General features: G+C 73.2%; 15 protein-coding genes. 1 reads left to right on the top strand and 14 read right to left on the bottom strand.

The annotated features are described in order from the left end of the window. Positions 1-257: 257 nt before the first annotated feature. From ABT263_RS24895 to ABT263_RS24960, 14 genes are all read right to left on the bottom strand, one after another. Positions 258-1,148 (bottom strand): Scr1 family TA system antitoxin-like transcriptional regulator, encoded by an 891-nt coding sequence (locus ABT263_RS24895; protein ID WP_352293322.1) that lies wholly within the window; start codon positions 1,146-1,148, stop codon positions 258-260. Further along, on the bottom strand, positions 1,145-2,992 hold the full coding sequence (locus ABT263_RS24900; protein ID WP_352293324.1) for an AsnC family protein: 1,848 nt from the start codon (positions 2,990-2,992) through the stop codon (positions 1,145-1,147). Before ABT263_RS24900 ends, ABT263_RS24895 begins: the two co-directional genes overlap by 4 nt. After that, positions 2,989-4,911, bottom strand: coding sequence for a hypothetical protein (locus ABT263_RS24905; protein WP_352293326.1), 1,923 nt, complete (start codon positions 4,909-4,911; stop codon positions 2,989-2,991). Before ABT263_RS24905 ends, ABT263_RS24900 begins: the two co-directional genes overlap by 4 nt. A gap of 35 nt (positions 4,912-4,946) precedes the next feature. After that, positions 4,947-5,423: a hypothetical protein gene (locus ABT263_RS24910; RefSeq protein ID WP_352293328.1), complete on the bottom strand. Its 477-nt coding sequence runs from the start codon at positions 5,421-5,423 to the stop codon at positions 4,947-4,949. Between the two features lie 124 nt (positions 5,424-5,547). Further along, positions 5,548-5,961: a hypothetical protein gene (locus ABT263_RS24915; RefSeq protein WP_352293331.1), complete on the bottom strand. Its 414-nt coding sequence runs from the start codon at positions 5,959-5,961 to the stop codon at positions 5,548-5,550. Between the two features lie 244 nt (positions 5,962-6,205). Next, the gene (locus ABT263_RS24920) at positions 6,206-7,195 is read right to left on the bottom strand and encodes a Scr1 family TA system antitoxin-like transcriptional regulator (RefSeq protein WP_352293334.1); all 990 of its coding nucleotides are present in this window, start codon (positions 7,193-7,195) and stop codon (positions 6,206-6,208) included. Positions 7,196-8,088: 893 nt separating this feature from the next. Further along, positions 8,089-8,928 (bottom strand): SAM-dependent methyltransferase, encoded by an 840-nt coding sequence (locus tag ABT263_RS24925; RefSeq protein ID WP_352293337.1) that lies wholly within the window; start codon positions 8,926-8,928, stop codon positions 8,089-8,091. A gap of 74 nt (positions 8,929-9,002) precedes the next feature. Further along, complete coding sequence (locus ABT263_RS24930) at positions 9,003-9,203, bottom strand: DUF5999 family protein (protein ID WP_352293340.1); 201 nt, start codon at positions 9,201-9,203, stop codon at positions 9,003-9,005. A 604-nt stretch (positions 9,204-9,807) separates the two neighbouring features. Next, the gene (locus tag ABT263_RS24935) at positions 9,808-11,034 is read right to left on the bottom strand and encodes a cytochrome P450 family protein (protein ID WP_352293343.1); all 1,227 of its coding nucleotides are present in this window, start codon (positions 11,032-11,034) and stop codon (positions 9,808-9,810) included. A 23-nt stretch (positions 11,035-11,057) separates the two neighbouring features. Continuing rightward, positions 11,058-12,287: a cytochrome P450 gene (locus tag ABT263_RS24940; protein WP_352293346.1), complete on the bottom strand. Its 1,230-nt coding sequence runs from the start codon at positions 12,285-12,287 to the stop codon at positions 11,058-11,060. Next, positions 12,284-12,904, bottom strand: coding sequence for a GTP-binding protein (locus tag ABT263_RS24945; RefSeq protein ID WP_502885855.1), 621 nt, complete (start codon positions 12,902-12,904; stop codon positions 12,284-12,286). Before ABT263_RS24945 ends, ABT263_RS24940 begins: the two co-directional genes overlap by 4 nt. Beyond that, positions 12,858-13,163, bottom strand: a complete 306-nt coding sequence (locus ABT263_RS24950; RefSeq protein WP_352293352.1) for a DUF742 domain-containing protein — start codon at positions 13,161-13,163, stop codon at positions 12,858-12,860. The genes ABT263_RS24945 and ABT263_RS24950 overlap by 47 nt, the downstream gene beginning before the upstream one ends. A 35-nt stretch (positions 13,164-13,198) precedes the next feature. Further along, complete coding sequence (locus tag ABT263_RS24955) at positions 13,199-13,624, bottom strand: roadblock/LC7 domain-containing protein (RefSeq protein ID WP_352293355.1); 426 nt, start codon at positions 13,622-13,624, stop codon at positions 13,199-13,201. Beyond that, the gene (locus tag ABT263_RS24960; protein WP_352293358.1) at positions 13,621-15,162 is read right to left on the bottom strand and encodes a hypothetical protein; all 1,542 of its coding nucleotides are present in this window, start codon (positions 15,160-15,162) and stop codon (positions 13,621-13,623) included. Before ABT263_RS24960 ends, ABT263_RS24955 begins: the two co-directional genes overlap by 4 nt. Positions 15,163-15,306: 144 nt before the next feature. On the opposite strand from ABT263_RS24960, the gene ABT263_RS24965 reads away from it, so the two are divergent. Next, positions 15,307-16,797 carry an NsdA family TPR-like regulatory protein gene (locus ABT263_RS24965; protein WP_502885856.1) on the top strand — a complete coding sequence of 497 codons (1,491 nt, stop codon included), beginning with the start codon at positions 15,307-15,309 and terminating at the stop codon, positions 16,795-16,797. The last annotated feature ends 69 nt before the right edge of the window (positions 16,798-16,866 follow it).

The following is a 16,866-nucleotide window of genomic DNA, read 5'->3' on the forward strand; positions in this document are numbered from 1 at the left end:
CGACCCACGGACGAGACTCCCTCTTCCCCACGGACGGACTAACGAGCACATCAACCGACAGTCACGCGACTACGACTTTTGTTAGGACCTCTTAAGGCCGGAAGCGAGGAGTGTGCCCGGCGCGGCGTCGCCGGCGATCATTGGCAACGCGGTAGCGGCGATGTCCCCGGTCGGCTGCCGCACTTCAGCGGCCTGCCCCCGCAGGGGGCGATCCTCCGCGCCTACAGCCTCCGTGGCCGGCACCGTGCTCTGGTGGGTCATCGTGTGCCCTTCGCCCAGGCCGGAGTGCTGGACCCGCGCCGGGAACGGGTGCGTGCACGCATTCCTCGGGCCGCCCACCGCAGGCGCTCTGGTGCACTCGTGACGGAGCCGGCGCGGTGCTGGACGGAGTCGATCACGCTGATCGCGTCGGCCGCCGCCTGGCCGGTGCGGTAGAGGACCCCGTCGGGGACGAGTTCGACGACCACCGGACCGACATGGCGGGCCGTCACCTCGATGAGCGCGGATCCGGGATGAGCTGCCTCCGAGACGACGACCGCGATCGAAACCCTCCGGCTCTCCTGCAACGCCAAGAGGTGTTCGAGCTGAATGGCCGCCGTCGCGGGACCACCCGCGGGACGGTCTAGCACGACCTCGTCCAGCAGCACCAACGGCCTCGTCCAACGACCCGGCGCCGTGGTCGCGATTGTCGCGAGCGCCGAACGGTCAGCGGGAACACACCCGGTGAGCACAGGCGGCAGGCATGCCTCGTGGAAGCGGGCGGTACGCAATCCCAAGGGGACCTCTCCCCCACACGCGGAGCGCCAGCTCGTGGCACTTCCCAGCACGCTCGACAGGCGTGCGGCCCAGCCCCGGGACCGGTCGGTGACGGCCTCGCGGGAGTCGGCGGACAGCGTGGTGAGCGTGGCGAGGTCGTCGGGGGCGCCCAGTGCGCCGAGGAGAGCCCCGAGTTGGCGGGCGGTCGGCGTGGTGAGGCCGCTCTCGATCTCCTCGATCCGGCGGGAGGTCAGGTGTGCCGCCGTGGCCAGGGCGGACCAATCGATGCCCTGAGTCGTGCGCATGGCGGCCAGGTGCAGGCGGGTGACGGCCTGCCCGGCGGATACGCGACGTCCCGGCACCTGGGTGACGGTCTCTTCAAGCACGGTCATTCCCACTCCCCGGCGCCGACCAGTGCGTTTGTTGCGGCGGCGATCTGCTCGTGGTGTCGTTCGCTCAGGTGCAGGTCCGTCTCGAGCCACGGCCGCACGGAGCCGATCGGGTGCGCGGCGGCGCGCTCGGCCAGGCCGGGGTCGAGCAGGGCTGCCGCCCGGGTGAGCACGCTCACCGGATCCGGGGTGGAGGATCCGGGCGCCGGGCGGTCGGGGGCGAGCGCGGCGACCACCAGGAGCGGGAGGCCGGTGGCGCGTCCGCGGGGATCCAGCGCCCACTCGATGATCTCGGCCGCCGCCCGGGCATCGGGCTGGTCGAGGAGCAGAAGGGCGTCGGCTCCGGTGGCGCGCACGGGGCCGTGGGTGAGCAGGACGCGCAGGGTCTCGCCTCCGTCGGCGAAGTGGGTCAGTGCGATGTGTCGTTGCGAGGGTGCGGTGTGCGGGGTGAGCGTTTTGGTCCACAGCGAGCGGGGGTGTTGCCCGTCCGGGATTGTGGCGGTGCTCCGGTCAAGGGCGGCGGTGAGCTGGCGGCTCTGCAGTGCGGAGGAGCAGGCCACCTGGACACGGCGCAGGCCGTGGCGGCGGGTGATGTCGTGGAGCAGCAGTGCCAGGTCGGCCGTCGCACCGCGTCCGGTGGGGGCGGAGGGCGGTGGGGCGGTGGCCAGCAGGCGGAAGCCGCGCAGGCGGCCGTCCCGTCCGGCATCGCTGGTCCCGCAGTGTACGGCGAGCGCTGTGGCCGAGACCGACGGCACGGTGGTCGACGTCGGGATCGAGGTCGAGGCCAGGGTCAGGTGGGCGGCGGCGGGAAGGGAGGGCTCGGTGCCCGCCGGGTGGGGGTCGAGGGTGACGATCAGGTCCCAGCCGGCGACCGGGCCCAGGCGGTGCATCGCGGCCACGGTGGTCAGGGCCTCGGGCGTGGTGACGACGGTGACGGGCAGGCGCGTACCGGCGAGGTCCAGCAGGTGGCGCGCAGAGGTTGCCACTGGCCGGTTCTCGGACAGCGCCGTGTGGTGCGCCAGCTGGCCGGGGACGAGAACGCCGGCGACGTGGCCGGCATCGGCGCGGGCCGACTGCCACACCGTGAGCGCGGTGTCCCAGGCGGGCCCGTGTGGGGCGACGACCAGAACGCGGCTGCGCAGGCCCAGGAGGGCAAGCGCGGCGGCCACCGACGCCTGGGCCTGTTCGGGACGCGGGATCTGTCCGACCACCCGGTGCGGGGCCGTGGCCAGCGCGGCGCCCAGAGCGTCCGCGGCCGGACGCAGCCTGTCGTCGACGGCGGGTTCCGGCAGGACCACGTCGGGGCGTACGTCGAAGGGGCGCACCAGGCCCACGGCAGCCGCGCCGAGGACCGCCAGGTGGGTCGCATTGGTCTGGAGCGCGGCAAGCAGGCGGGCGACGCGGCGGCGGGCGGTGTCCGGCGTGACGGCCAGTTCGGCCGCGATCTCGGGCGTGGTGAGGCGGGCGGTCAGGCGCAGCAGGACCTGGTCGGTCCAGGTCAGGTCTCGCACGCCCGTCAGCGGGCCGGTCGGAGCAAGCGGGCCGATGAGGCCGCCCAGGTAGTAGGCCGCGCAGACGTGCGCGCGTGTGGCGCAGCCGGAGCGCTGGGCCAGTCCCCTGGCCGCTCGGCGCACGGCGTCGGTTGGCACGTTGTGGGTGCGTGCTATGTCCGCCTCGGTGTCGGGGCGGCACAGCAGCAGGGCCCAGGCGAGCGAGTCCTCGTCGGTCGCCAGGGTGCGCGCCAGTGCGGTCACGGTCTCGGTGACGAGGCGGTACCGGGTTGGGGCGAAGGCCGGGGTGAAGGTGGCACGGCGCGTCGCGGGGGCTGGGTTGGCGGTGGTGGTCATGCGGTGCGGCTTCCGGTGGGTCGGGCGGGCATGGGCGATCGGCGAGGGGCGGGGAGTGTGGTGTGAGCGGCGGCGGGTGTGCGGTGGCGGGCGAGCCAGGTGTCCAGTCGCCGGCCGCTGGGCGAGACGGTGGCGGGTAGGGCCCGGTGGTGGATGGCCGTGTTCCGGTCGCGGGTTCGTGTCATCTCCTCGTCCCAGGTCGTGGGCGCCCACGCGCACACCGCGCGGGCGCGTTGCCGGCTCTCGGCCGTCAGTCCGGGCAGGGTGAACTCCAGTCCCTGCCAACCGTCGTCGGGCAGGTTGTCGCGGGCGGTGCGCAGGGCGGCCCGCAGGTCCGGGTCCAGGGCCGCCGCAGCGCCCGCCAGGGCTGCCAGTAAGGTCCATGCGTGGCTCTGACCGCCGACGGGGGCCACCGCCAGTAGCGGCCGCGTTCCCGGACCGGAGGGAGTCAGCGCGGCTTCGAGGCTGGCGGCGGTGTCCGCGGCGGGATGTTGGTCGGTGGCCTGGACGAGGAGGTCCGGGTCCAGGCCGGGTGGAAGCGGACCGCGCGTCAGGAGCACGCGAAGGCGTTCGCCGCCGCCGGTGAACTGTGCCATCGTCTCCGGCTGCGCGTGGCGCCGGGCGAGCACGACGGCCTGCACGCTCTCGGCGCCGGCGGCGGCGGTGATCTCGCGTTCCAGTCGGCGTGCCTCGGTCGTACTGGAGCACAGGACCACGACCCGCGTGCTGCCGTGGGCGGCGGCCAGGTCTAGGACGAGACGGTGCAGGTGGGTCCGGGAGCCCGTGGTGGCGGGAAGCGGGGCGGCCGCGATCCGCAGGTCGCGCATCCGCCCGGCGTCGGCGGCCTGGCGGGGCGTCAGGGCGGCGCAGATCGGGCCCGTGGCGTAGAGGTCGGCGCCCTCGGTCCTGGTGCGGTCGGTCGAGACCAGCCGGGGCGTGGACGTCAGCCACACCGTCGCCCGGGCCGGCGGGCAGTACTCGTGGCGCCCCGCCCTCGCCGCGATGTCCGGCACGTGCGCGTCGAGTGCCAGCATGAGGTCGTAAGGGCGCTGGTGACGTGCCTTGCGCCAGGCCTCGCGGGCGATCTCGAGTCCGCCCGGGGAGACGATGACGGTGGCGGGCAGCGTAGACCCGACCAGGCGCGCCAGCTGGGCCTGGTGAGTGGCCACCGGGACGCCCGGTGGGGTCGAGAGGGCGGGGTGGTCGGCCTCGCCTCGGGTCAGGACCGCCACGACCTCGCCGTGGTCGCGGCGGCCGGCGGCGAGCGCCTTGACGGTTTCGGGCCAGTGGACACCGGGCCGCGCGACGGCGAGGATCCGGCTGCCGGGCCCGGCCTCGCGCCCGGCAAGAAGTGCGGCCAGTGCCGGCTGCTCGCGGCGCGGTGCCACGACCATGGCCCGCCCGGACATCAGCGCCAGCCGCACCGGGGCCAGCAGGCCACGCAGCAGCTCATCGCCCTGCGCCTCCGGACGGCGGACGGCGTCCGTCGCGACACCCACGTCGGACGCCCGGACGAGTCCGGTCAGGCAGGCGAGACCCACCGCCTGGTGCACCTCGGTGCAGCCCATCCGGGCCAGTGCCGCGACCTGGTACCGGGCAGCCGTCTGGAGGGTGACACCGACCTCGTCGGCGATAGTCGCCCCGCTCAGTCCACGCGCCAGCATCCGCAGGATCAGCCGGTCCCTCGGGTCGGGGCCCGGGCCCGCCTCCGCCCCGAAGTCTCGGGGCAGGAGATGCCCGGCGAGCGCGTACCGGGCCACCAACGCGGTCCGGTCGCGGGCTCCGGCAGCGGCGCTCAGAACGGTCAGGGCGCTGTCGACCTCATCAACGGGGCAGCCGATCGCGTTCGCGACCGCGTCCAGCGACAGCGGCCCGGCGAACCTGCGGACCCACGCCCACGACGCGGAGGCGGCCGGCAAGCCAATCGGCGAGGGCGGCGGCACCTGGGCGCCCCTCACCGCGCGACCCCCATGCCCGGGCGCGGCATACCGCCCGAACGGCCGGGCGCCTCACACGCGGCGCCGACCAGAGCGTCCTCGTCGGCGGCGTGCAAGCAGCTGTCCGAAGCGGCGGGCACGGCCCCCTGCGGAACGGTGTCCAGCCACACACGCGCCACCGACCCGGTAGGCCCCTGCCGTGTCACCAGAGCGAGCACCGCGTCCTTCAGGGAGATGATGCGGGCACGTGCGCGGCCCGCGGCGTGCTGCGGTGCCGCGTGGTGGTGCCCGTCGACGCGCACGAAGACGACCGGGCCCTCGACCGCCTCGGCGCCGAGTACCGCTCGGGCGGCCGTGGGGGCCGCCGTCCGCGGCGGAAACGACCACAGGTCGGTACCGCTGCCATAGCTGACGCGGACGGCCGTCGTGGTGCCGCCGGCGCCGATACGGCGCATCAGGTGATAAGGGCCGTGTTCTCCGGGGAGCAGCGGCACCCTCAACGGCGATGCCAGGGAGGACGCGGGCGAAGGGCCGCTGTGGCGGGAGGAGGGCATAAGGATCCTCGACGAGGGACGGAGTGGTGACGGGCGGGAAGCGGCGGGCGGCAAGCGGCGGGGGTCAAATGGTCCCGGGGATGGTGGGGCGGCCGGGCGCCGCCGGGTTCTGAGCGCCCAGGACCCGGACGACTGCCCCGTCGTCCGCTCTGCCGTGGACGGTGACGATCCACCCACCCGACTGCGCGGTCCAGGAACGCACCGGGCCGCCGGCGACCGGCCGGTACCCCGCGGCGCGCACAGCGGCGCCGTCGACGATGAGCACGCCGTCCTCGAACAGGCCGCAGGCCTCGATCGCTTCCAGGGTGTCTGTCGCGGTTTCGGAATCAGGGTCGGGGAAGGACGTCGGATAACGCACCGAGACGGCCACGCCGTCCGGGTAGCTGGTGCGGCTGCCGGTGAATCGCAGGGCGCCGTCGATCCGGTCGCTCTCGGCACTGATGCGCAGGGGATCCCGTCCGCCGTCCAGCAGGGCCACCGGAACACCGGTGGCTCGCTGGACGGCGCTGACCCGCTCCTCGATCGGCAGGGGATGCGTGTCCTGGCCGAAGCCGGGGTCCGCAACCTGCGCGGGGTCGTCCGGACGCCTCGGCTGCGGGCCAACACTGCTGCAGTGCACGAGGTGTGCTTCCTTTCGAAATGGTTTCGCTGCCGCCGACGGTCGCCGAACGGCCGTGGTGGGGGTGGACGAGGCTGTGGGCCGTGACCGCGTACCTGGCCGGCTACCAGCCCCGACGGGGCGGGCGCAGGGTGCCGGCTGCGGCCTTGTCGAGCAGTTCGCCGCTAATGTCCGGGCCGAGGGATCGCTCCATCGCCAAGCGCAGGCTGGGGTCTGGACCGTCGCGGTAGGAGACGCCCGCGTCGCCGAGCGATGCCGTCACAGTCCGCCCATCCCCGAGGTCGAGTTCCGCCATCTCGTAACGGAGCAGCGCCCCGGCGTTGAACGGCACCACCCGCACCTGCAGCCGGTGGTGGCGGGTCAGGTCGGCGAGGTGGCCCATCTGGGCGGCGTGGATACGCGCGCTGCCACCGCGGCGGTAGAGGACTCCCTCGTCGAGGAGCACGACCGCTTCCGTGGCGCCCCCGCGGCGGATGCGCTTGTCGAACGCGGCGGCCCGTACCTCGGCGACCGCCCGCTGCCACGCGCCCCTGGTGCCCGGTTGGGCGAGGGGATCGGCGCGGTACATCACGCACAGCTCACACCCCGCCCCAGGCACTGCGGACGGCGCCGAGAACTCCCTCGCTCGCGGCACGGGAACCCCGTAGTCCCCCTCCATACTCAGGGCCGCCCAGGTCTGTTCGGTGCGCAGCGGGCCCGGCACGGTGGCGGTGGCCGCCAGGAGCACTCGGGCCGCTTCCTGCTCCAGGAGTTGGTAGCGGTGGGGCCAGGCGAGGGCGTCGTCGACCAGGGCCGCGCCGAGGTCCTCACGCTGGCAGGCCGCGAGGACCTGGTGGTAGTCGGCTAGCGCGATTCGGCCGCCGCCGCAGGCCCCCAGAACGGCCCCGAGACGACCCAGGCCGGCGAATGCAGGCACCGGGGTGCGGCCGGCTTCCACGTCGCTGACATCGCCAGCGCTCACGCGGTGCGGGCCAGGTGCGCGTTCGGCGACATCGGCAGATGTCAGGTTCTGGCATTCGCGCAGATGACGCAGATGGGCGCCGAGCAGGAGAGCGCCCAGCCTGCGACGAGTGTCCGGCGGGATGTGCGTCATGTGGTTCCTTCGTCAGGATGCGACGGGGCGATCGGGAGGCCGCCGCCCCGCGCAGGGCCGCGGGGGTGCCATTGGGCGAGCGTCCGGGTTGGGCGGTCGTTGCGGGCGGAGGGCAATGTGTCGCGTGGGCACTTCGTGGGTCCGCTCGCCTGCGAGGTCGGAGCGGTGTGTGGGGTTCAACGGCGCATTCCTCGGTGGACGAGGTCGGCGCGTAGCTGCCGCTCGCTGATGGGGCTGCAGTCGGCCAGGGTGCGCAGCAGGTGTGTCGCTGCCACGCGGTTGAGGTCCGGGGAGTGCATGGCGAACTGGCCGCGGATGGGGTGGGGGGCCAGGGCCGCTGAGGTCGAACGCCAGGCTGGCCACGCCGAACAGTCGCGTTTCGAGGGTCCGTACGAGCCGGGCGCCTCGCAGAGCCGGGCAGTGGCGCGGGGCGGAGAGGGCGTGAGCGGCGCAGACCGGGGGGTGTTCGGTCACGGTACCGTCCGGCCAGCCAGGCTGAAGGGCGCGCGGGTGGCCGCCCGGCGTCTTGGGGTGCGGCAGGAGCCAGAGCACGCCCTGGTCGCTCTGATCGGCCGGTTTCTCGCAGACGCGGCAGAGCAGTTTGAGCATGCAGCGGACCTGCCGGCCGAAGTGCACGGCCTGCCATAGCGGTTCGCCCAGTCCCTGGCGGCCGGTGCAGCGCAGGACGAGCACGCCGTGCACGCGGTCGGCCGGTGTTTCCCGGTGGTAGGCGAGCCGGGCGCCGCCCGGGCCGTCGCCGACAACCAGGCTGTGGTCCACCGACTCGCCGCTCCACCGCGTGATCGCCGGAACCGCCTGATCCACGCCATCTACGCCCTGGCGTGCCGCTGCGGGAGCGGCCGTAGTGGTGATCGTCGTGGGCGCCGCTCCGCTCATGCGGCCCACCTCCCGGTGCCGACAGCCAGCGTCACGAAGCCGGGGATCCGGCGGGTGCGTCCCCAGGACAAAGGCTGCCACCCGCCAGCCAGCGCCGCGACCTGCCGGGCGCCGCGCGGGTGCCAGGCGAGCGCGGACTCGGCGTGGGCCCCCGCCAGCGCCTCGTGGTCTTCACCTTCGCCCGGGGTGCGGTGGGTGAGCAGCAGCACACTGCCGGTGGGAAGGGCCTCCCGCAACGCGTGCAGTAAGCCTGCGGCCTGGTCGTCCGTCAGCTCGTGGAGTACGTCGGACAGCACCACGGCCACCGGGCGGCGCCACCGCGAACCCGCATCGTCCCGTAGCGCTGCCAGGAGCGAAGCGGGAGCGCTCAGGTCCCCGTCCACCTGGCGGACGGTGGCGGGCACGGTCGCACGCAGCAGGGCCCGGGCATGGGCCAACACCATCGGGTCCCGGTCCACGTAGACCACCGACACGGCCCGACACACAGGGAGTACGGCGGTGTGAAGCGGCGCGAGTGCTGTGCCGACCGCACCGGTGGTCAGGCCACAGCCAAGGTCGACGAACTGGTCGACGCCCTGGGTGGCAGCCGCGGCCGCCATGCCCAGCACGGCCCGCCGCGCGGCCGCGGCATGCTGCGCCCAATGGGGTGCGGCGTCGCACAGCCGTCGTACGGCGTCCCGGTCGACGGCCCAGTGATCCTTGCCGCCGAGCAGCGCACTGGAGACCCGAGCCGACGCGGCGGAATCCGGGCGGATCGACTGGTGCGTCATCGGGCCGGGTGTCTGCCGCTCCCACGGCGCGGCGACCGCGCGGGTGACCGCTTCCGCTTCGCTCACCCAGACGATGCCAGCCGCTCGCGGCGACGACGCACGGCCAGCGGGGCGGGGGGTGCCGGGAGCGCTCCTGGGGCTCACGCGGCACGCTCCGAGCCGGCCGGGGCGGCGGGTTCGAGGATCCGGCCGTCGGGCAGCACCGCGCCCGTGTTCTCGAAGGACAGTGTGCCGTTGCACAACAGGCTCCATCCCTGCTCGGGGTGGGAGGCCACTGCGGCGGCAGCCGAGGCGTCCTTCGCACAGCGGTCAGGGCAAGCGGGCCGGTGCGGGCAGGTCACGAGTTCACCCCCGGGATCGGGGCGGCAGGGGCGGTGAGCCCGCCCCGGGGCGGGCTGGTCTCGCCGGAGGCGGTGCAGGTGACGAGGGCGCCCGCCGGACCGGTGGTAGCGGTGGTAGGGCTTGGCTTGGTGAGGTACGGCATCGAACCTCCGGTAGTCGTGGTGGAAGACAGGGATGAGGCTTTGCTATCCGTGCGGGCCTGACGCGAGATGACCCGATGGGGGAAGCCGGCCCGGCGGATCTGAGACCGCCGGGCCGATTCACCGGTGGTGGTGCGGCCCTGACCCGGACGGCCGCCATGGGCCCCGGGCGGCCCGCCCGGGGAAGGGGAGCGCCCCTGCGGCAGCTCGGTCGAAAGGCGCGCCCGTGTCCAGTCGGCAGCCGCCGCGCCGGCGGCCGCCACGGCGAGGAACACGACGAGCAGCCCCGCCTGCCATCCCGATACACCGCTCGTGTGGCGCGGCCCGTGTGCGAGCAGTGCCGCTGCGGCCGTCGCACCGGTCGTGGCCGCGAGTGCGCATACGCCCGCGGTCCGGACGAGAGGCAGGTGCTGCGGCGGCGGGGACGGATCAGGGGGCATGGTTGACCTCCGGACGGTGGTGTCTAGGTGGCGGGGGTGAGGAGGACCGGCAGCTCCTGGTGGCCGTTGGAGATCAGTGACTCCAGCGGCTTCAGCCGGGCGCCGGAAGCGAGGACGGCGTCGGGGAAGCGGCCGAAGAAGCCGCGCAGGGCGGTCTCGGCCTCGAGGCGGGCCAGCGGCGCGCCGAGGCAGTAGTGCACGCCGTGGCCGAACGCGAGGTGGTCCTTGACGGCCCGCAGGGAGTCGAAGGCGCCCGCGTCGTCGCCGTGGAGGTCAGGGTGGCGGCCGGCTGCGGCGTATGAGGCGAGGATCGCCTCACCCTTGAGGACCGTGGTTCCGTCGGGGAGTTCGATGTCCTCGACGGCGTAGCGCAGCGGCAGGTGGGCGATAGGCGCGTTGTGGCGCAGGCTCTCCTCGACGACGTCACCCCACGTGGCACGGCCGGCCTGAATGTGGCTGAGCTGGCCTGGGTCGGTGAGCAGGGCGGTGAGGGCGTTGTCGATGAGGTTGACCGTGGTCTCGTAACCGGCGGATATGACGAGCAGGAGGGTGTCGCGCAGCTCCTGCTCGGTCAGGCCGCCACCGTCGCCGTCGGTGTCGCGGGCGTCGATGAGCAAGGAGGTCATGTCGTCACCCGGGGTGGTGCGTCTGGTGGCGATGAGTTCGTCGAGCACCGCGTACAAGGCGGAGGTGTTGGTGCGGGCCCCCTCGGCGGTGAGGGTGGTGTCGAAGACGGCGTCGACCAGGCGGCGGAAGTCGAGGTCGCCTGTCATCTCGTCGGACATTCCGAGGAGGTGGCTGATCACCTGGATGGGCAGCGGGTAGGCGAGGCGTTCGCGCAGGTCGGCGGGCTCGCCGGTGGGGGTGGTGGCGAGGTCGTCGAGGAGGGTGGTGGTCAGCTCGTCGATCCGCGGTCGGAGTGCCTGGACGTGGCGGGCGGTGAAGGCGGCACTGATCAGCCGGCGCAGGCGCCGGTGGTCGGCGCCGTGGGCGGTGAACATATTCTCGACCGCGACCCACAGGGTGAGCGGCCAGGTGCGGGCGACCTCGGGTAGCAGCGGCCAGTGCCGGCGGGCGTCCTTGGACACGCGCGGGTCGGTGAGCAGTGACTTCAGGACCTCCGGGTCGGCGACGGCCCAGGCCTGGACGCCGAGAAGGTCGACGCGGGTGGCTGTGGCGGTGGTGAGGCGGGCGCTCTCGGCGTCACGGTCGCGGCCGGTGGGGTCGAGGACGAACGGTGTGGTGTTCACACGGGCTCCTTCGGACGGTCTGGTCAGCGGACCGGGACGGGGACGGAGGTGGGGAACCGCACGGGCAGCGACGCCAGGGCGCGGTGGAACGGGCCGGGCCGCCAGCGGAGCTCGTCCGCGGGGACGGCGAGTTGCATCTCGGGCAGGGCGTCGATGAGGAGTTCGACGGCGCTCTGGGCGATCACGTAGGCCGGGGTCCGGGCGGGGCAGGCATGCGCGCCGGCGCTGAACGCGAGGTGGGAACGGTTCCCGACGCGTCCTGCCCGGGCCACCGCCGGGTCGCTGTTGCACGCGGCCATGCCGATGACCACGGGCTGGTGCGCCGGCAGGAGGACCCCGTCGATCACGACCGGTAGCGGCGGGTAGGACAGGCAGTACTGGGCGAGTGGTGGGTTGCGGTGCAGGACCTCCTCAAGGGCGTCGCGCACGGTGAGGCTGCCGCCGATCACGCTGCCCGCGAACCGCTCGTCGGTCAGGGTCAGGCGCAGCGCGTTGGCGATGAGGTGGGTCTGCGGCTCGATGCCGGCGCCGTAGAGGGTGACCAGCTGGTGGACCAGTTCCTCGTCGCTCAGGCGGGTGTGGTGGGCGATCAGGCGGGAGGTGATGTCGTCGCCCGGGTCGGCTCGCTTGAGGGCGACGAGCGCCGCCAGGGCCTGGGAGATCATCGCTTCGCCCTGTCCGGCGCCCTGCGCGCTGTCGAACACCCGGGCCATGCCGTCCGCGACCTGGACGCTGATCCGAGGCGGGCAGTCCAGCAGGGCGTTGAGGACCTGGAACGCGAGAGGCAGGGCGTACTGGGTGACCAGGTCGGCCTGGCCGTGGCGCGCGAGGTCGGTGATCAGGTCGCGGGCGGCCCGTTGCACGGTGGCGCGCAGGTGGTGGAGGTCGACGGCGTCCAGGGCCGCGGAGTTCGCGGAGCGGTAGCGCTCGTGGGCCGCTCCGCTGTTGCGCAGAGCGTTGGGCCGCCATCCGGTCATCGGCAGGATCGGGCAGTCGGCGGGCACGGTGGACTGCCAGATACGCGGGTCGGCGGGGAATCGCACCGGATCGTGGAGAACCCGCAGGGCGGTGTAGTAGCCGATCACCAGGGTCGCCGGCACGCCGGGGTGCAACTCGACCGGGACCAAAGAACCGAAGCGCTGGCGCATCCAGGCGTAGGCGGCGTGCGGGTCCGCGGCGAACTCCTCCGAGTAGAGGGGTACGGGTGTGAGGTCGGCCAGGGGTCCGGTCGGCGGGTACGGGGCGGTGGTCACTGCAAGGCTCCCGACGGCTGGGAAAGGTGGGTGACGAGCGTGATCAGGGCGTGGACCGATGACGGCATGTCGCGGGCGTCGCAGGTCGTCAATGGGGTGGTGGGCGCCAGGTCCAGGGCCTCCCGGATCTCGAGCGGAGGATGGCGCGGGGCGTCGTCGAACCGGTTCACGGCGACCGCGTACGGCAGTCCGCGGGCCTCGACCGCCGACAGAACGCCGAACGAGGCGTCCAGGCGGCGGGTGTCGACCAGGACGAGGGCGCCGAGCGCGCCGCGGGAGAGGTCGTCCCACACGGGCGCGAAGCGCTCCTGGCCGGGTGTGCCGAACAGGTACAGCGCGGTGCTTCCGAAGGTGCGGCGGCCGAAGTCCATGGTGACGGTCGTGGTGTCCTTGGCGGGGAGGCCGGCAAGGTCATCGACGCCGATGCTGGCGCGCGTGATCGGTTCCTCGGTACGCAACGGCGGGATCTCGGAGACACTGCCCACCAGGGTGGTCTTCCCTACGCCGAAAGGCCCGGCGATGAGGACCTTGACGGACCGGACGACGGTGGGAGGCAGGCGCGAGACGGTGCTAGACGACGAGGTTGCGCAGTCCACGGAGCACCTCCTTGAGGACATCGGTGGCGGGTGCGTTGTGCGGGGCGGGAGCGGCGAGGCAGCCGAGGTCCATGAGGTCGGCGGTAAGGATCTTGGCGACGGAGGGCGGAAGCTCCAGGTGTGCGGCGATCTCGGCGACGGACAGCGCTCCCCGAGCACCGAGCAGCGCCATGATCTGACGCTGCTCGGGCCCGAGGTTCGGATGGTGGCCGGCGGCCGCCACGACGAGGGACGCGAGGTCGATCCAGCGGGAGGCACTCAGGCGCCCGCCGACCCTCACGTACGCGCGTACCAGGCCTGTGTCCCGCCCCCCGGTCATGGCCGGGCGCCGCCCTCGGTGCGGACCTGGGTGGAGAGTTGACCGCTCAGGCGTGCTGAGAGGTCCGCCATGCGATGGCTGACCAGGCCCACGTCGACGTGCTTGTCGGTAGCCACCGCGAGGAGGGTGTTCTGCCCGGCGGCGGCGACGAAGACCCATCCCTGGTCGAACTCCTGGGCGCACTGGCGAAGGCCGTTGGTGGCGTCCCCGCAGAAGGGGGCCAGGGTGCGAGCGGTGGACTGGATGCCGCAGACGGCCGCGGCGACCCTGTCCGCGTCGTCCTTGGAGATGTGTCCGGCGTAGGCGGTCACCAGGCCGTCGGCCGAGGCGACGACGGCGTGCCGCACCCCGGCGAGGGCTGCGACATCGCGCAGCAGCCAGTCGATGGGGGGCTGATCGGCGCTGTGGGGGGCGAGGTTCATCGTGTCTCTTCCCAGGGGGTGGTCGGATCGAGGTCGCGCCTGACGGTGGAAGCCCAGGCGGTGATAGGGGCCGCGGAGGGTGGCGACGTGCTCAAGGCACTGGCCTGCCTCGGGACGAGGGCCGGGTCGTGGCGCACACGGCGGGGCAGGCCGCCTGGGGTGGCGGCGGGCGCGGGGGGTGCGGGGGTGAGCCCGCTAGAGCCGGCGGGCTCAGGCTGTGACACCGGCTCCGTTGTCACAGCGGGCGCCGCGAGGAGGTTGTGGGGGATGAACAGAAGCCCTCGGGTACCGCCGTAGGCGTTCGGGGCCTCCACGGTCGCGCTGAAGCCGTATCGGGCGGCGAGGACCGCGATGGAGGGAAACCCGATGGCGGGGGTCGGGCCCAGACGGTGGACGTCGACCCGTTGGTGTCCGGACAGGACTGCATTGGCTTGGGCCAGCTGCTCGGGATTCATCCGCAACCCGGCGTCGTCCACGACGACGGCGACTCCGTGGTGACCGATCAGGAACCCGACCTCCACCACGGATCCCGGCGGCGAGTATCGCAGGGCGTTGTCCAGCAACGTCGCGATCGAGTGGACGACCGGCTCGACGGCTCGCCCGGTCAACTCGTACGGCAGTTCCTGGTGACGTACCCGGTCGAATTCGCGGACCCGGCCGATGGCGCCGCGTACCACGTCGGTCAGCGACTGGGCGGGCCAACGCCTACCCGGAACCCCGCCGTGCACCACAAGGAACGCCTGTCCTTGACGGAGGACCTGCTGAACGGCGTGGTCGATTTCACTGAGCGTCGCATACACCTCGTCGCTGGAATGACGCCGCATGGCCTCGCCGATCAGCCGGCTCACGTCGGAGACGAGACTGACCACGCTTGTGGCCACCGAGGTGACCGCTGCGGCCGTGACCTCCCGCCCCTGCGCGTCGAAGGCCAGGCCGCTCTCGTACTCGACACTACGCAGTGCCTTGGCGAACTCCTCGAGAAGCACATGAAGGCCTTGGTGGAAGGCGGTGCCCTCCAGTCCGGGGACCATCGGGACCTGCGGAACGGACGCCGCAGCGGCTCGGGCCGATGTCAGCAGCGACGGCATCGACGCGCTGGCCAAGTCGTCGACGGCCTTGTCCCGGTCGGCGACGGCCCGGTCAAGGTCGGCGATGGTCCGGTCCCGGTCCGCCACCAGGCGCCTCAACCGGCCCACTCGCGCGGCAGCCAGGAAGAACCCTGCCGTCGAAGCTCCGCTCAGGGCGACAGGCAGCATGAGACCCGTCATGGCCGCGGCCCGCCGGCCGGCGCGGCACTGGGGGTCGCGAAGGCGTGCCGCGTGGGCGAGATGGTCATTGGCATATATCGGATCCTTCTCAGGCGGTTGGCTCGGGAAGCGGGCGGTCGTGGGAACGAGGCCGGGCGGCGGCAAGCGGCGGGCAGGGGCGGGACGCACGGTCGCGGGCGGGTTGAGCGGTGCAGCGCCGGCGGCTGACCCGGCCGATCCGGTGAGCCCAGTCCGCACCGCGGGCTCTGCGGTGCGCTCGACGGTGGACACGAGCTCGATGCTCGCTCCGTCACCGCCGGATCCGCCTCGGGGCACGTCCTGGTGGCCGGGAGCGGCGGGCGGCGCCGCGTGGCTCACCCGGGCGCGGATTCTCCGCAAAGTCGCCAACTGGCTGCGTCGTTGGGCTTTATCGTCATGACATTGAGCGAACCGGCTCCTACCGCTCAGGGGAACCCCGAAGTGGACACGAATGCCGTTAACGCTGTTAAAGATCGTTTCGAGGACAGGGAGCGCATCGTGGCGCCGACCCGCAACACCCGGCTCGAGGCTGTGGTCAGGGAACTGGGATGGCCCCAGGACCGCCTGGCCTCCCACATGAGGCGAGTGGCGGCGGAGCAGGGCGCCCCAGAGCTCCTGGCGGTCACCCGCTCGCACATCGCACAGTGGCTGCGGGGAGTACGACCCTCGGGCCGCGCTCCGGCTATCTTGTGCGAGACGTTGTCCCGGGGTCTGGGACGCGCGGTCACCCTGTCGCAAATCGGCCTCGGCCCGGCCGAGGGCGAGAACCACCGGGTGCTCGGTTGGGACCTTGACACACTCTCCGCGCTGGCGGATCACGGGGGCAGCGAGATGATGAACCGCCGGGAACTGCTCGGCAGCTCCCTCTACTCGGCCCTCGGGACCGCGCTCCCCTCCGAACAGTGGTGGGACCAGCGGTTGCGGCTCGCCCGGGAGCGCCCACCGCTGTCCACACTCACCGTCACCCGCGTCCACATCGATGCGCTGCGCGAGGCCACGACCTGGTTCTCCAACCGCGACCAGCGCCTGGGCGGCCGGGCCGGGCGCGCCGCGCTGGCCGCCTACCTGCGCACCGACGTCGCCGACTACCTGGCCGGACACTGCCCCGATGAGCAGACCCGCCGCGACCTCGTCTCCGCAGCCGGTGAGGCCGTCTACGTGGCCGGCTGGATGGACTTCGACTCGGGCCACCACGGCCGCGCCCAGGCCAACTTCCGCCTCGCACTGACGCTGGCAGCCGAGGCCGGCGACGGCGCGCTGGCCGGCCACGTCCTGCGCGCCGCCGCCCACCAGGCCGTCGACCTCAAACACCCGGGCCAAGCCCTCGAGTACGCCGAGGCCTCCATGGCCGAATCCCGCTACGGCACCGCCAGCCACCGCGAGAAGGCCCTCTTCGGCGTCGTCCACGCCCGCGCCCTGGCCGCAGCCGGCCGCAAGCACGACGCGCTGGCCGCCCTGCTGCGCGCCGAGGACGACCTGCGCGGAGCAGGCACCCCGGCCGACGACCCGGAGCCGACCCGCGTGCAGTTCTTCACCGAAGGCAGCCTCGCCCACGAAACCGCCTGCACCCTGCGGGACCTCGACGACCTTCCGGGCGCCGAAGCGGAGTTCGAACGCAGCGTCCGCACCCGACCCGCGCACCTCATCCGCACTCACGCCGTCACCCTCGGATACCTGGGCGATGTCCAGGCCCGTCGCGGCCACGTCGACGCGGCGTGCGGCACCTGGCACCGGGCGCTCGACGCCATGGCCGGCATCCAGTCCGGCCGCACCCACGACACCGTGACTCGGATGCGCAGCGCCCTGTCCCCCATCCGGACCCGAGGCAAGGGTGCCGCCGCCGAGCTCGACCAGCGTGCCCGCGACTTCCTGCAGGCCGTAGGCTGACCGTGCCGGCCCGCCGCCCGCCCGTCGTACCAAGCCGCCGGTAGACGCCGTACCGATCAGGGGAGACAG

This window comes from Kitasatospora sp. NPDC001603 (assembly GCF_040298365.1).
In the GTDB taxonomy this organism is placed as follows: Bacteria; Actinomycetota; Actinomycetes; order Streptomycetales; family Streptomycetaceae; genus Kitasatospora.

Excerpts from the sequence above, each read along its gene's own strand:
- ABT263_RS24955 (WP_352293355.1), bottom strand. The coding sequence starts at position 13,624 with ATGAACCTCGCCCCCCACAGCGCCGATCAGCCCCCCATCGACTGGCTG.
- ABT263_RS24920 (WP_352293334.1), bottom strand. The coding sequence starts at position 7,195 with ATGACGCACATCCCGCCGGACACTCGTCGCAGGCTGGGCGCTCTCCTG.
- ABT263_RS24895 (WP_352293322.1), bottom strand. The coding sequence starts at position 1,148 with ATGACCGTGCTTGAAGAGACCGTCACCCAGGTGCCGGGACGTCGCGTA.
- ABT263_RS24965 (WP_502885856.1), top strand. The coding sequence starts at position 15,307 with ATGACATTGAGCGAACCGGCTCCTACCGCTCAGGGGAACCCCGAAGTG.
- ABT263_RS24900 (WP_352293324.1), bottom strand. The coding sequence starts at position 2,992 with ATGACCACCACCGCCAACCCAGCCCCCGCGACGCGCCGTGCCACCTTC.
- ABT263_RS24945 (WP_502885855.1), bottom strand. The coding sequence starts at position 12,904 with ATGTCCTCAAGGAGGTGCTCCGTGGACTGCGCAACCTCGTCGTCTAGC.